The organism is Stenotrophomonas maltophilia (assembly GCF_001274595.1).
Classification (GTDB): Bacteria; Pseudomonadota; Gammaproteobacteria; order Xanthomonadales; family Xanthomonadaceae; genus Stenotrophomonas; species Stenotrophomonas forensis.
In genome coordinates this window covers 3,749,488-3,763,825 of the sequence record NZ_CP011010.1, presented here as the reverse complement: position 1 = coordinate 3,763,825, position 14,338 = coordinate 3,749,488, and the positions used below count along the sequence as shown (strand labels likewise).

Sequence of the window (14,338 nt, the reverse complement as noted above, 5' to 3'; positions counted from 1 at the left end):
GAATGAGGTAGGGGGATGAAGGGGATCGCCGTCCGCCAGTACGTGGCGGCCGCTTTCATGGGGGTGATCCTGCTGGGGCAGCAGGTCCATCAGATCGCGGATCGTTTCGGCAACGAGGGCTTGCACGCCCGTACCGATCTCATGCAGCAGTTCGCGACCGAATTGCTGGAGGAGCGGGGGTTCGCTGCCAAAATCACCTTGTTTGTGCTTTTCGCGATTGGCAGCCATCTTCTGCTGACCGTTGGCGGTATGTGGGTCTATCGTCGGGCCTGCAGCCAGCTCTTGCCCAAACGGCGGGACGCGTTCTGGCGCAGTCTGCTGTTTGTGAGCGTGGTCGTTTTGCTGGCGATGTTCGCCAATCGATGGCTGTATCCACAGTCGGCCTCCTTCGTGGATGCCGAGTTACTGATGATCCAGTGGCTGTCGCCGTTGCTTGTTGGCGCCTGCATCGCCGTGGTGGCGATCGCTGTACTGTCCGCGCTGTATTCCCTGTTGCGCAGCCGCCGCAACCTGTTCGCCGCCGGATCCCTGGTTGCCCTGGCTGTCTGCCTCGGGGCCTGGGGATGGAATGGCGGCGTTCGGGAGGGCATCGATGAGAACAGGCCGGATGTGATCATCCTGGGGGTGGACTCGCTTCGTCCGGACTATCTGGCTTCCTACGGCGAGTTTCCCGGCGGACTGGCTCCCGCCATCGAGCGGACACTGGCCGGTTCGGTCGTCATGGATGATGTCCGCACGCCACTGGCCCGGACGTTTGTCTCCTACAGCAGTACCTTGACCGGAATGAATCCGCTCAAGCACGGCGCGCGCTTCAACCTCTATCCACGCTCGGAATTCTCGCGCGACCAGAATCTTGCCTGGGACCTGAAGCGGCAGGGTTACTTCACCATGCTGGCCATGGATGAATCGCGCTTCGCCAATTTCGACCAGAGTTTTGGCTTCGATAGAACCGTCGTCCCCACGGTGGGAGGGCTTGATTTCGTCGTTGGCGGCAGCTTTGACTTCTTCGCAACCAATCTCCTGCTGGCTGCGTTGCCCGCTTCAGAGCCGCTGAGCGTGGTCCAGGGCAATCGCGCTGCCTACCGCAGCTATCGCACCGCAGACCACCCCGCCCGCCTGATCGGTGAATTGCGGGATGCGCCGGCTGACGCGCCACTGTTTCTTGTCAGCCACCTCTGCCTGCCGCATTGGCCCTATCTGCCAGGCGGGATCCGTGAGGACAGGTCTCTTGACTGGGTAGGCAAGGTCAAGGGATATGAGGATTCACAGTCCCAGTATCTGAACGCGATCAGGGCAGTTGATGGTCAGTTCGAGGCGCTGATCGATGAGCTGCGCCGCCTGCGGCGTCTGGACAACGCGATCCTGGTTGTCATGTCGGACCACGGCGAAGACTTTGCAATGCGCCGTGACCAGTTCAATGACAACGACGCCAACCAAGCCGTGGGCGCATATGGCCATGGCAGCTTCGCGCTGTCGGACGTGCAGAACCACGTGGTGATGGCGATACAGCAATTCCGCAATGGCCAACCGGTCTGGACGCATCGACGGGTTGCGGGACCTGGCTCAGTGATCGACGTTGCGCCCACGATCGCCGAACTGGTCGGCCTGAGGCGCGACCGCTACGAAGGGCTCTCGTGGTTGCCGGCGATACGCCAGAACAAGGATCTTCCAGGCAATCGTGTTCGTTTCATGGAGAACGGCCTGCGCTCCACGGGCGTTGAGCGGGCGCACATCAATGAAGGGCAGGTGGCACAGGAAATGTCCTACCTGTATCGCCTGACGGAAGATGGTCGTTTCGAGGTTCGCCCGGACCTGTTGCCGGAGAAGCTCCGCGAGAAGCAGCGCGGAGCAATTCTTGGGCGATGGGGCGTGATGACCGATCCGGCGTCTGGCAACGCTCCGGGGGCCCGGCACTGCTGGCGGGTGGTGGACTATGAGCGGCGAACCATCGCCTGCACGCCATACCCTGCGCCGGAACCTGCCATTGCCGATCTGCAGCGTGAAGTGTGCGAATACTATCGTGAAGACGGGGACTTCCATGCGGCCTGGTGTGCCTCGGCGGCCCGTGCAGATGGCCGCCGGCCTGCGGGTCCGTCAGCAAGCGTGGAACGACAAACCGGTAACATGTAACCGGCTCTTTGCCATAGGCGCTGATGTGCAGCGCTGGAAGGGCTGAATGAATCAAGAGGGCACTATGAACACCGCTACCACCGCCAACCTCGTCGGCATCACCGGCCTGGCCCGCCGCCTGGTCCAGGACGGCGCCCTGGATGAAGCGGGCGCACGCGATGCGATGGCCAAGGCTGCTGCCGCACGCCAGCCCCTGCCGACCTGGTTCGCCCAGAACAGGGTGGTCGGTGCCGCGCAGCTGGCCGCGGCCAACGCGGTCGAGTTCGGCATGCCGCTGTTCGATGTCTCCACCTTCGACGCCAACCAGAACGCGATGAGCCTGGTCAGCGAGGAACTGCTGCGCAAGCACAACGTGCTGCCGCTGTTCAAACGTGGGGGCAAGCTGTTCGTCGGTACCAGCAACCCGACCCACTCGCTGGATGAGATCAAGTTCCACACCAATCTGGTGGTGGAACCGATCCTGGTGGATGAAGACCAGATCCGCCGTACGCTGGAGCAGTGGCACGCCAGCCACGACACGCTCGGTGACGCGCTGGGTGGTGACGACGAAGGCATGGGCAATCTGGAGGTCTCCGCCGGTGACGAGGACCTGGGCACCGGAGGTGATTCCGGCATCGATGCCAAGGGCGACGACACCCCGGTGGTGAAGTTCGTCAACAAGGTGCTGGTCGATGCCATCCGCAAGGGCGCCTCGGACATCCACTTCGAGCCCTATGAAGACGACTACCGGGTGCGCCTGCGCATCGACGGGTTGCTGAAGATGGTGGCGCGCGCGCCGGTGAAGCTCAATCAGCGCATCGCCGCGCGCCTGAAGGTGATGGCGCAGCTGGACATCGCCGAGAAGCGCGTGCCGCAGGACGGGCGCATCAAGCTCAACCTGTCCAAGACCAAGCAGATCGACTTCCGCGTGAGCACGCTGCCGACCCTGTTCGGCGAGAAGGTGGTGCTGCGTATCCTGGATGGCAGTGCGGCCAAGCTGGGCATCGACAAGCTGGGCTACGAGCCGGACCAGCAGAAGCTGTTCCAGGATGCCATCCACAAGCCCTACGGCATGGTGCTGGTGACCGGCCCGACCGGTTCGGGCAAGACCGTGTCGCTGTATACGGCGCTGGGCATCCTCAACGACGAGACGCGCAACATCTCCACCGCCGAAGACCCGGTGGAAATCCGCCTGCCCGGCGTCAACCAGGTGCAGCAGAACAACAAGCGCGGCATGACCTTCGCCGCTGCGCTGCGCTCGTTCCTGCGCCAGGACCCGGACATCATCATGGTCGGCGAAATCCGCGACCTGGAAACGGCGGAGATCGCGATCAAGGCGGCGCAGACCGGCCACATGGTGCTGTCCACGCTGCATACCAACGATGCGCCGCAGACCATCGCGCGCCTGATGAACATGGGCATCGCGCCGTACAACATCACCAGCTCGGTGACGCTGGTGATCGCCCAGCGCCTGGCGCGCCGCCTGTGTGGCAACTGCAAGCGCCTGGCCACGCTGCCCGAACATGCGCTGCTGGCCGAGGGCTTCACCCAGGCGCAGCTGGACGCGGGCATCCAGTTGTACGAGGCGGTCGGCTGCGACGAGTGCACCGAGGGCTACAAGGGCCGCACCGGCATCTACCAGGTGATGCCGATGACCGATGAGATCGCCACGATCGTGCTGGCCGGTGGCAACGCGCTGCAGATTGCCGAAGCGGCGCAGCAGATCGGCGTGAATGATCTGCGGCAGTCGGCATTGAAGAAGGCGGCTGCGGGCATTACCAGCCTAGCCGAGATCAATCGCGTCACCAAGGATTGAGGTAGATCCACGCCATGCGTGGATGCCGCGATGCATGAGGTTGCCGGCCAGCGGCCGGCACTACCGCTTGGGTCTGCGTTCGTGATCGGGATTGCGTGGTCCCGGCGCTACTCCATTCCCAGCTTCTTCAGCTTGTAGCGCAGCGCACGGAAGGTGATGCCCAGCTGCGCGGCGGTGCGGGTCTTGTTCCAGCGGTTCTCTTCCAGCGCGCGCTGGATGGCGCTGCGCTCGAGCTGCTCGATGTAGGAGGGCAGGGCGGCGCTGCCCGGCTGCAGGTCGGCCACGGCTTCGGCGGGGGCGGCACTGCCGGGCGCGCGCGGCGCGTGCTGCGGCAGGCGCAGGTCATCGGCACCGATGCAGTCTTCCTCGGCCAGTGCCAGCGCACGTTCCAGGATGTTCTCCAGTTCGCGCACATTGCCGGGGAAGGCGTACTGGGCCAGCGCCTCCAGTGCCGACGGCGCCAGCAGCGGGGTGGCGCGGCCATGGCTGCGGGCCAGCCGCGCCAGCACCGCGGCAGCCAGTTCCGGCAGGTCCTGGCGGCGCTCACGCAGCGGCGGTACCTTCAGTTCGATCACGTTGATGCGGTAGTACAGGTCGTGGCGGAAGCGCCCGTCCTCGACCAGTTCCGCCAGGTCGCGGTGGGTGGCCGAGAGAATCCGCACGTCCACCGGTTCCTCGTTGGGCGCACCAACCGCACGCACCGATTTTTCCTGGATCGCGCGCAGCAGCTTCACCTGCATCTGCAGCGGCAGTTCGGCCACTTCGTCCAGGAACAGGGTGCCGCCATGGGCGGCCTGGAACAGGCCCGGCTTGTCGGCGTGCGCGCCGCTGAAGCTGCCCTTGCGATGGCCGAAGAATTCACTCTCCATCAGCTCGCCGGGGATGGCGCCGCAGTTCACCGGCACGAACGGGCCGGCCGCACGCGCACCCTGGGCGTGGATGGTGCGCGCGACCAGCTCCTTGCCCACCCCGGACTCGCCCAGGATGTACACCGGCGCCTGGCTGCGCGCGACCTTGCCGATGGTGGTGCGCAGCACGTCCATGGCCGGCGAGTCGCCAAGCAGGCGCGCGCCCTGTTCGGCACTGGGGCCGGGCGCGGGGCGTTCGGTGTTGTTGAGTTCCAGTGCGTGCTTGACCAGGCCGCGCAGCACCGAGATGTCCACCGGCTTGCTGACGAAGTCGAAGGCACCGGCCTTCAGCGCTTCCACCGCCAGATCCATGCTGCCGAAGGCGGTGATCATCGCCACCGGCGTGCGCGGATAGTGCTGGGCGATCTCGCTGACCAGTTCGATGCCGTTGCCATCCGGCAAGCGCATGTCGGTGATGCACAGGTCATACGGATTGCTGGCCAGCAGTTCACGTGCTTCGGCCAGGTTGGCGGCGGTACTGATGCGCAGCCCCATGCGGCCGAGGGTCAGCACCAGCAGTTCGCGGATGTCGCGTTCGTCGTCGACGACGAGGGCGCTGCGGGTTTCGTTCATGGGCGTGAAAGATAAACGAGGGGGCTGGATGCGACAAATGTTTGACGCACGGAATCGGAATCAGGTGGGCAACAGCGTGTGCGGACCGGGCAGCACCAGGCGGAAGCAGGAGCCACCGGCCGGCACCGGGATGTAGTCGAGCCGCGCCTGGTTGGCCCGGCACAGCTCGCGGGCGATATACAGGCCCAGGCCAGTGCCGTGCTCGGAGGTGGTGAAGAACGGGCGGAACAACTGCGCGGCCACGCTCTCGGGAATGCCCGGGCCACGGTCCATCACGTCGATCACCGCGCTGCGCTCGTGCTGGGCCACGCGCAGGCGCACCCGCGCCGGCTGCTGGCCGATGCGCCCGTACTTGAGCGCGTTGTGCACCAGCACGGTCAGCACCTGGTACAGGTGGCGGGTATCGACCTGGGCCATCACCGCGCTGTCATTGATGATCGGTTCGATGCTGTCCGTTTCCAGCGTCTGCCCCTGCTTGTACTCCAGCACGAAGCGGCGCACGAAGGCGGCCAGGTCCACGTTCTCGGGCGTGGCGCGCTCGCGCCGGGCCAGCCCCAGCACGCTTTCGACGATGCCGTTGGTGCGCTGGCATTGCTGGCGGATGATCTGCAGCAGGCGGCGGTCGCTTTCGTTGAAGCCGGTGCCTTCCTCGAGCAGCTGCACGGCGTAGTTGATGGCCGCCAGCGGGTTGCGGATCTCATGGGCGAGGCTGGCCGAGAAGCGGCCCATCGCTGACAGGGTGAGCGATTCGGCGCGGCGGGACACCACGCTGGAATCGTCCAGGAACACGAGCGCCAGGTCGCTGCCGGCCAGCAGGCGGGCGAAGCGCGGCTGCACTTCCGGCTGGTCGGGGTTGAGCTGCAGCGGCAGTTCGTCCTGCGCCCAGCCATTGCGCCAGCGCTGCAGGCGGCGGGTCAGTTCCGGCGCGGCGCTGGCCAGGTCCAGGCGCCCGCTCTCGCCATTGCCGTCACTGTCGCCCAGCAGCATCGAGGCGGCCTCGTTGGCCAGGGTGATGCGGTTGTCGGCGTCCACCACCAGCACGCCGGTGCGCATGCGGCGGATGATCAGTTCGTTGATCTGGAACAGGTTGGCCACTTCGTCGCCGCGCTGGTTGGCCAGCTGCTGGTTGCGGCGGGCGCGGTTGCCGACCTGGTAGCTGATGAAGGCCAGCGCCAGGTAGCTGGTGGTGAACATCGCCAGCTCGGCCAGGGTGCGGGTGGGGTCGCCGCCTTCCAGCAGCTTCCAGGTGTATTCGACGCCGGTGGCGAGGCTGGCGGCCAGGGCCAGGCCCAGGCCCAGGCTGAGCGGCAGCAGGGTGGCGGCGGCAGCGATGTTGAACAGCAGCGACATCGAAATGCCGGCGCTTGCACCGGGCAGGGCATGCGACAGCAGGGTGGCGGCAACGATGTCCACCAGCACGCCGCTGACCACGATCGGCCGCAGCCAGCGTTCGTTGCGGCCGATCACCAGGGCCAGCAGCGACAACGCCAGATAGATGACCGCAACCACATCGGCCAGCCGCGGGTGATGGGCCTCGCCGACCAGGCCGGACAGAGGGCTGTAGAGCAGGGCGGCGATGACGGTTGCGATCAGCACCCGGTACAGCGCGAAGAAATACAGCTCACGCCGCGGGATCGATTCGATGCGGTCGATCAATGAAGCACTGGGTGACACGCCGGAACTCCCCTTCTGGCTGCCTGGGTCTGGAATCTGCGATGCACCGGTTCGGCGTCCCCTGAAGCCGGGCCGGCGCGTCGCTTCTATGTGGCCCGTGGTGGAAGCGGTCGAGCAGGCTCGACGCTGCACACCCTGGCTGACCAGTATAGGCCCCCGCAAAGCGTGCCGTGGGAGTGGCCCGGATCGCGCATTTGGCCGCCCGCGGACACCGGTAGCCAGCACGGGCCCGGGCGCAACTGCCTGAATGACGGTGGAAATCTGGCCGGGTCTGGCGTTTTGTACAGACTTCTTTGCGCCCCGGCGCTGGCTCGGCCACAATAGTGGGCCCGCCGCGGTCCATGCCGGCGCCCCGCCGGGGCCCTGAGGAATTGCGTGCGGTCGTTCCTATTCCCACGGTGACGCATGAATTTCCACGAATACCAGTCAAAACAACTGCTTGCCGAGTACGGCATCCCGGTCCCGGCCGGCAAGGTCGCTGCGACCCCGGACGAAGCGGTTGCCGCTGCCAACTCCCTGGGCCAGGGCCCCTGGATGGTCAAGGCGCAGATCCACGCTGGCGGCCGCGGTAAGGCTGGCGGCGTCAAGTTCTGCAAGACCACCGACGACGTGAAGGCCGCTGCGGCCAAGATGCTCGGCACCAAGATGGCCACCTACCAGACCGCCGGCGTTGAACTGCCGGTCAACCTGGTGCTGGTGACCACCGCCGGCGAGATCGTCAAGGAACTGTACCTGTCGGTGCTGGTCGACCGTGGCACCAAGACCATCACCTACATCGCCTCTTCGGAAGGCGGCGTGGAAATCGAGCAGGTTGCGGCTGAAACCCCGGAGCTGATCCACTCGCTGAACGTCGACTTCGTCGAAGGCGTGCAGGGTTACCACGGCCGTGATTTCGGCTTCAAGCTGGGCCTGACCGCCAAGCAGGCCGGCCAGTTCGCCAGCATCATGGTGAACCTGTACCGCCTGTTCAACGAAAAGGACCTGGCCCTGGTTGAAATCAACCCGCTGGCCATCCTGGACGACGGCAACCTGTACGCGCTGGACGGCAAGTTCGACAGCGACGACAACGCCGCGTTCCGCCAGAAGGCCCTGGTCGCCATGCGCGACAAGACCCAGGAAGATCCGACCGAAGTGATCGCTTCGGAGCTGGACATCAACTACGTCACCATGGACGGCAACATCGGCTGCATGGTGAACGGCGCCGGCCTGGCCATGGCCACCATGGACGTCATCAAGCTCAACGGCGGCGAGCCGGCGAACTTCCTGGACGTGGGCGGCGGTGCCAACAAGCAGCGCGTCATCGAAGCGTTCAAGCTGATCCTGTCCTCGGACAAGGTCGAAGGCATCTTCGTCAACATCTTCGGCGGCATCGTCCGCTGCGACATGATTGCCGAAGGCATCATTGCCGCCGTGAAGGAAGTGGGCGTCAAGGTTCCGGTCGTGGTGCGCCTGGAAGGCACCAACGTGGAAGAAGGCAAGCAGCTGCTGCGCGACAGCGGCATGGCCATCATCCCGGCTGACAACATCAACGATGGCGCCAAGAAGATCGTTGAAGCTGTCAAGAACGCCGCCTGATACCGACACCAAGGAATTCCAATGTCTGTTTTGATCAACAAGAACACCAAGGTGATCGTGCAGGGCTTCACCGGCCAGCAGGGCACCTTCCACGCCACTCAGATGATCGAGTACGGCACCCAGGTTGTGGGCGGCGTGACCCCGGGCAAGGGTGGCACCACCCATATCGACCTGCCGGTCTTCAACACCGTTGCCGACGCCGTGCAGAGCACCGGCGCCAACGCATCGGTCATCTACGTGCCGCCGCCGTACGCTGCTGACGCGATCCTGGAAGCCGCTGCTGCCGGCATCAAGGTCATCGTCTGCATCACCGAAGGCATCCCGGTGCTGGACATGCTGCGCGTCAAGAACGTGCTGACCCGTTCGCATCCGGACACCGTGCTGATCGGGCCGAACTGCCCGGGCGTCATCACCCCGGGTGAGTGCAAGATCGGCATCATGCCGGGCCACATCCACCAGCCGGGCAAGATCGGCATCGTGTCGCGTTCGGGCACCCTGACCTATGAAGCGGTCAAGCAGACCACCGAAGTCGGCCTGGGCCAGTCCACCTGCATCGGCATCGGTGGTGACCCGATCAACGGCCTGAACTTCGTCGACTGCCTGAAGCTGTTCAACGAAGACCCGCAGACCGAAGGCATCATCATGGTTGGCGAAATCGGCGGTGACGCTGAAGAAGCCGGCGCCGAGTACATCAAGAACCACGTGAAGAAGCCGGTCGTCGGTTTCATCGCCGGTGCGTCGGCTCCGGCCGGCAAGCGCATGGGCCACGCCGGTGCGATCGCCTCGGGTGGCAAGGGCACGGCGGAAGGCAAGTTCGCCGCCATGGAAGCCGCTGGCGTCGTCACCGTGCGTTCGCCGGGCGACCTGGGTGCCGCCATCGCCAAGCTGGTGAAATAAGATCGACTGCCTCCGGCAGACGATTCTGTAGAGCCGGCCGCTGGCCGGCTGCTTGAAACAGAAAGGCCGCCTCCGGGCGGCCTTTCTGCGTCGGGTGTCCTGGCCATCCCGCCAACCCCATCCACGCATGGCGTGGATCTACTGAGCCGGGGCTGTCCACGCAGTGAGCGCGCCCGGCGCGCGCATGGTGCGGCGCTACAATGGGCGCATTGCAACCACAGGCTGGATTCCCATGGCTTCGATCCGCATCGCGATGGCGCAGTTCGACTTCCCGGTCGGCGATGTCGCCGGCAATACCGAGCGCATCATCGAGATGATCGGCCAGGCGCGCGACGAGTACGGCGCCGAGCTGGTGATGTTCCCCGAGCTGGCCGTGAGCGGTTACCCGCCGGAGGACCTGCTGCTGCGCCCGGGCTTTCTGTACGAGTGCGAGCAGGCGATGGGCCGCATTGCCGCCGCCTGCCGTGGCGTGACCGCTGTGGTCGGTTGGCCGCAGGCCGCCGGCGCGGTGGTCTACAACGCCGCCAGCGTGCTGCGCGACGGCCTGGTCGAGCAGACCTACCGCAAGCGCGAGCTGCCCAACTACGCTGTATTCGACGAGCGTCGCTACTTCGATGTGGACCCGGACGGCGGCAGCTGCGTGTTCGAGGTCAATGGGGTTCCGGTGGGGCTGCTGATCTGCGAGGACCTGTGGTTCGCCGAGCCGCTGGCCGATACCGTGCGCGCCGGTGCGCAGCTGGTGGTGGTACCCAACGCGTCGCCGTACGAGCGTGGCAAGCACGCCCAGCGCGACGCGGTGCTGGCCGCGCGCACCCGCGAGAGCGGGGCAGCGATCGCCTACCTCAACGTGGTGGGGGGGCAGGATGCGCTGGTGTTCGATGGCGCCTCGGTGGTGGCCGATGGCGACGGCACCGTGCACCCGGCGGCCGCTGCCTTCGTCGACCAATGGCTGGTGGTGGACTACGACGGCCAGAGCCGCCGTTTCCTGCCGCACGTGTGGATGGACGACGGCGACGAGAGCATGGACGCGCTGGCCTGGCGTGCGGTGACGCGCGGCATCCAGGACTACTGCCGCAAGAACGGCTTCAAGAAGGTGTGGCTGGGCCTGTCCGGCGGCATCGACTCGGCCCTGGTGCTGGCGCTGGCGGTGGACGCGATGGGCGCGGAGAACGTAACCGCCGTGCGCCTGCCATCGCGCTATACCGCGGGCCTGTCCAACGACCTGGCCGCCGAGCAGTGCCAGGCGCTGGGGGTGAAGCTGGAAGCGGTGTCGATCGAGCCGGCATTCAAGGGCCTGATGGAATCGCTGGCGCCGATGTTCGAAGGCACCACGCCGGACGTGACCGAAGAGAACCTGCAGTCGCGCAGCCGCGGCGTGATCCTGATGGCGCTGGCCAACAAGTTCGGCGGACTGCTGCTGACCACCGGCAACAAGAGCGAGTACGCGGTGGGCTACGCCACCATCTACGGCGACATGTGCGGGGGCTATGCGCCGCTGAAGGACCTGTACAAGACTGAAGTGTTCGGCCTGTCCAAGTGGCGCAATACCGTGGGTGGCGCGCCGGTGATCCCACCGGCGGTGATCAGCCGCCCGCCGTCGGCCGAGCTGCGCGAGAACCAGCTGGACCAGGATTCGCTGCCGGCCTATGACGTGCTGGACGGCATCCTGTACCGCTACATCGACCAGGAGCAGTCGCGCGGGGAGATCGTGGCCGCCGGCTACGATGCGGCCGTGGTCGACCGCGTGCTGCGCCTGGTGCGCATCAGCGAGTGGAAGCGGCACCAGGCCGCGCCGGGCCCGAAGGTCTCGCGCCGCGCCTTCGGCCGTGAGCGTCGCTACCCGATCAGCAACGGCTACAAGGGCTGAGGCAGGGCGCCGGGCGTGGCCCGGCCGATGGGTGGAGCCGGCCGCTGGCCGGCTGTTGCATGACCCTCAGACAGGCCATCGGGTTGCCGGCCAGCGGCCGGCACTACCGCTACAAAAGAAGAGGGCCCCTTGCGGGGCCCTTTCTTATTTCTTTTCCAGTCGCGCGTTGCGCTGGCCGGTGCTGGCGGACTTCTCGCCGGCGAACGGGTTCAGCTTGCGGATCATCCACGGGTACTTCGGCCACTTGCCTTCCAGCCACGGGTGGTCCGGCTGGTTCAGCTGCAGGACGCGGCGGGCGTCGTCGGCCAGGGTCTTGTTGCCCAGGTGGGTGTAGGAATCGGCAAGGACGGCGACGGCATCGTACTGGAACGCGCTCTGCGGGTAGGTTTCCAGCAGGTAGTTGGCGCGGCCGGCCGCCGAGACCCAGGCGCCGCGGCGCATGTAGTACAGGGCGTTGTCCAGCTCGTGCTGGGCAAACACGTCACGCAGTTCCAGCATGCGGCTGCGCGCATCGGCGGCGTAGCGGCTGTTCGGGTAGCGGTCGACCACGATGTTGAAGTCCGAATACGCCTGGTGCGGCGTGGACAGGTCGCGGCGGCTGGCGTCCAGCGACCATACGCGGCGCAGGAAAACCGTACTGCGGTTGGAGTTGGCAAGACCGCGCAGGTAGTACAGGTACGCGATGTTGCGGTGGGTCGGGTAGGTACGGATGAAGCGGTCGATGCTGGACACCGCATCGTCGTGCTTGCCGGCCTTGTACTGGGCGTAGGCGGTTTCGATCATCGCCTGCTCGGTATAGGGACCGTACGGATACTGGGCCACCAGGCGGCGGAAGCTGGTCTCAGCCCCGCTCCAGTTGCCACCCTGCATCAGCTTGTGGCTCTTCTCGTACAACTGTTCGACCGGCGTCCCTTCATCGGGGCGATCGCCCTTCTTGGCGCCACGGTGGCAGCCGGTGGCGGCGATGACCAGCACCAGCAGCAGGGCGGTGAGGCGGACGGGCGCGGAGAGCATGGCGGAGCGTCGGATCATGGGGTCGAGGCGGGACGCGGCTGGAATACGAAGGGTCGATGATAGCCTAGTGTCCTGTCCAGCGACTGAAACCGGCCGCCGGGACCCCAAAATTTCAAAGAATGCCCCCTGCCATGTCTGAACAACCCTCTGAATCGGCCCGCCAGGCCATCGTCCCCGACACCGCGGCCGGCCGTCGTTTCGACGCCGTCGTGGCCGAACTGTTCCCCGAATACTCGCGTTCGCGCCTGACCGAGTGGATCAAGGCGGGCGACGTCCTGCTGGATGGCGCCCAGGTGCGCCCGCGCGACCCGCTGCGCGGCGGCGAGGTGGTCACCCTCACGGTGGTGCTCGAGACCCAGACCGACGCCCAGCCGGAGGACATCCCGCTGGACGTGCTGTTCGAGGATGAGCACCTGCTGGTGATCAACAAGCCGGTCGGGCTGGTGGTCCACCCCGGCGCGGGCAACCACAGCGGCACCCTGGTCAATGCCCTGCTGTTCCGCGACCCGTCGGTGGCGGTGCTGCCACGCGCCGGCATCGTGCACCGCCTGGACAAGGACACCAGCGGCGTGATGGTGGTGGCCAAGACCCTGGAGGCGCAGACCGCGCTGGTCGAGCAGCTGGCCGCACGCGACGTGCACCGCCAGTACCTGGCCATCGTGATGGGCGCACTGGTGGCCGGCGGCACGGCCGATGCGCCGATCGACCGCCACCCGCGCGACCGCCTGAAGATGGCCGTGCGCGAGGACGGCAAGGAAGCGATCACCCACTACCGCCTGCGCGAGCGCTTCCGTGCGCACACCGCGCTGGAGTGCCGCCTGGAAACCGGCCGTACCCACCAGATCCGCGTGCACATGGCGCACGTGCGCCACCCGATCATCGGCGATCCGCTGTACGGCGGCGCGCTGAAGCTGCCCAAGGGCGCCAGTGACGAGCTGGTGGCCGCGCTGCGCGGCTTCAAGCGCCAGGCCCTGCATGCCGAAACCCTGGAGTTCACCCACCCGATCACCGGCGAGCCGGTGCGCAACACCGCACCGGTGCCGGAAGACATGCTGCACCTGATGAAGGTGCTGCGCGAAGACAGCGAAGCCTTCGCCGCACGCGAGCGGGACCGCTGGTGATGGCGGCCGCGCTGCCGTTGCTGCAGGCCGACTGGCCAGCGCCAGCAGGCGTCCATGCGCTGACCACGCGCCGGCATGGCGCGGGCATCTCGCCGGCGCCGTTCGCGCAGTTCAACCTGGGCAACCGGCACGCGGCCGATGGTGATACCCCGGCCAATGTCGAGCACAACCGCCAGCTGCTGCAGCAGGGGCTGGCGCTGCCGTCTGCGCCGCATTGGTTGCGCCAGGTGCACAGCAGTACCGTGCTGCGCTTCAACGCACCACCGGTGCCGGGCGCCAGTGAGCCGGTGGCCGACGCTGCGGTGACCTCGGTGCCCGGCGTGGTGCTGGCGATCCTGACCGCCGACTGCCTGCCGGTGGTGTTCGCGGCCACCGACGGCAGTGAGGTGGGCGCGGCCCATGCCGGCTGGCGCGGGTTGGCCGACGGCATGCTGGAGGCCACCGTGGCCGCCCTGGAGACACCGCCAGCGCAGTTGCGGGCCTGGCTGGGCCCGGCTGCCGGGCCGGCCGACTACGAGATCGGCGAAGAGGTCTTCCACGCTTTTGTCGGGCATGACCCGGCTGCGGAGGCGGCTTTCATGGCGACCCGGCCCGGGCACTGGAAGGTGGACCTGTTCGCGCTGGCCCGCCAGCGCCTGCAGGCCGCCGGCATGGACCCGGCGCAGGTGCATGGCGGCACGGTGTCGACCATGGCCGACCCGGACCTGTACTCGCACCGGCGCGACCGTCGCACCGGGCGCATGGCGACGCTGGCCTGGATCGCGCGCTGAGCACGCCGCTGTTC

General features: G+C 66.6%; 10 protein-coding genes. 7 read left to right on the top strand and 3 right to left on the bottom strand.

Annotated features, from left to right (window positions below; genetic code table 11):
- Positions 1 to 15 precede the first annotated feature (15 nt).
- Both VN11_RS17175 and pilB read left to right on the top strand, forming a co-directional pair.
- A complete protein-coding gene (locus VN11_RS17175; RefSeq protein ID WP_053450611.1) occupies positions 16 to 2,130 on the top strand; it encodes a sulfatase-like hydrolase/transferase in 2,115 nt (704 codons plus the stop codon).
- Between the two features lie 64 nt (positions 2,131 to 2,194).
- Positions 2,195 to 3,925, top strand: coding sequence for a type IV-A pilus assembly ATPase PilB (pilB, locus tag VN11_RS17170; RefSeq protein ID WP_053450610.1), 1,731 nt, complete (start codon positions 2,195 to 2,197; stop codon positions 3,923 to 3,925).
- Positions 3,926 to 4,032: 107 nt separating this feature from the next.
- Here pilB and VN11_RS17165 read toward each other — a convergent pair whose 3' ends face one another.
- On the bottom strand, positions 4,033 to 5,406 hold the full coding sequence (locus VN11_RS17165) for a sigma-54-dependent transcriptional regulator (protein WP_008265059.1): 1,374 nt from the start codon (positions 5,404 to 5,406) through the stop codon (positions 4,033 to 4,035).
- A 60-nt stretch (positions 5,407 to 5,466) separates the two neighbouring features.
- Entirely contained in the window at positions 5,467 to 7,080 is a 1,614-nt protein-coding gene (locus VN11_RS17160) for a sensor histidine kinase (protein WP_053450609.1), read from the bottom strand.
- Positions 7,081 to 7,485: 405 nt separating this feature from the next.
- Here VN11_RS17160 and sucC point away from each other — a divergent pair, with 405 nt between their 5' ends.
- The 3 genes from sucC (at position 7,486) to VN11_RS17145 (ending at position 11,419) form a co-directional block, all read left to right on the top strand.
- Positions 7,486 to 8,655 carry an ADP-forming succinate--CoA ligase subunit beta gene (gene sucC, locus VN11_RS17155; protein ID WP_004154430.1) on the top strand — a complete coding sequence of 390 codons (1,170 nt, stop codon included), beginning with the start codon at positions 7,486 to 7,488 and terminating at the stop codon, positions 8,653 to 8,655.
- Between the two features lie 21 nt (positions 8,656 to 8,676).
- Entirely contained in the window at positions 8,677 to 9,552 is an 876-nt protein-coding gene (gene sucD, locus VN11_RS17150; protein WP_005410793.1) for a succinate--CoA ligase subunit alpha, read from the top strand.
- A gap of 232 nt (positions 9,553 to 9,784) precedes the next feature.
- The gene (locus tag VN11_RS17145) at positions 9,785 to 11,419 is read left to right on the top strand and encodes an NAD+ synthase (protein ID WP_053450608.1); all 1,635 of its coding nucleotides are present in this window, start codon (positions 9,785 to 9,787) and stop codon (positions 11,417 to 11,419) included.
- 144 nt (positions 11,420 to 11,563) lie between these two features.
- Here VN11_RS17145 and VN11_RS17140 read toward each other — a convergent pair whose 3' ends face one another.
- On the bottom strand, positions 11,564 to 12,451 hold the full coding sequence (locus VN11_RS17140) for an outer membrane protein assembly factor BamD (protein WP_004154436.1): 888 nt from the start codon (positions 12,449 to 12,451) through the stop codon (positions 11,564 to 11,566).
- A gap of 113 nt (positions 12,452 to 12,564) precedes the next feature.
- Here VN11_RS17140 and rluD point away from each other — a divergent pair, with 113 nt between their 5' ends.
- Positions 12,565 to 13,554 carry a 23S rRNA pseudouridine(1911/1915/1917) synthase RluD gene (gene rluD / locus VN11_RS17135; protein WP_080357259.1) on the top strand — a complete coding sequence of 330 codons (990 nt, stop codon included), beginning with the start codon at positions 12,565 to 12,567 and terminating at the stop codon, positions 13,552 to 13,554.
- Positions 13,554 to 14,324: a peptidoglycan editing factor PgeF gene (pgeF, locus tag VN11_RS17130; protein ID WP_053450607.1), complete on the top strand. Its 771-nt coding sequence runs from the start codon at positions 13,554 to 13,556 to the stop codon at positions 14,322 to 14,324. The genes rluD and pgeF overlap by 1 nt, the downstream gene beginning before the upstream one ends.
- The last annotated feature ends 14 nt before the right edge of the window (positions 14,325 to 14,338 follow it).

Bases quoted from the DNA above. Each gene is read 5' to 3' on its own strand.
- VN11_RS17175 (WP_053450611.1), top strand. From the start codon at position 16: ATGAAGGGGATCGCCGTCCGCCAGTACGTGGCGGCCGCTTTCATGGGG.
- pilB (WP_053450610.1), top strand. From the start codon at position 2,195: ATGAACACCGCTACCACCGCCAACCTCGTCGGCATCACCGGCCTGGCC.
- VN11_RS17165 (WP_008265059.1), bottom strand. From the start codon at position 5,406: ATGAACGAAACCCGCAGCGCCCTCGTCGTCGACGACGAACGCGACATC.
- sucC (WP_004154430.1), top strand. From the start codon at position 7,486: ATGAATTTCCACGAATACCAGTCAAAACAACTGCTTGCCGAGTACGGC.
- sucD (WP_005410793.1), top strand. From the start codon at position 8,677: ATGTCTGTTTTGATCAACAAGAACACCAAGGTGATCGTGCAGGGCTTC.
- VN11_RS17145 (WP_053450608.1), top strand. From the start codon at position 9,785: ATGGCTTCGATCCGCATCGCGATGGCGCAGTTCGACTTCCCGGTCGGC.
- VN11_RS17140 (WP_004154436.1), bottom strand. From the start codon at position 12,451: ATGATCCGACGCTCCGCCATGCTCTCCGCGCCCGTCCGCCTCACCGCC.
- rluD (WP_080357259.1), top strand. From the start codon at position 12,565: ATGTCTGAACAACCCTCTGAATCGGCCCGCCAGGCCATCGTCCCCGAC.
- pgeF (WP_053450607.1), top strand. From the start codon at position 13,554: ATGGCGGCCGCGCTGCCGTTGCTGCAGGCCGACTGGCCAGCGCCAGCA.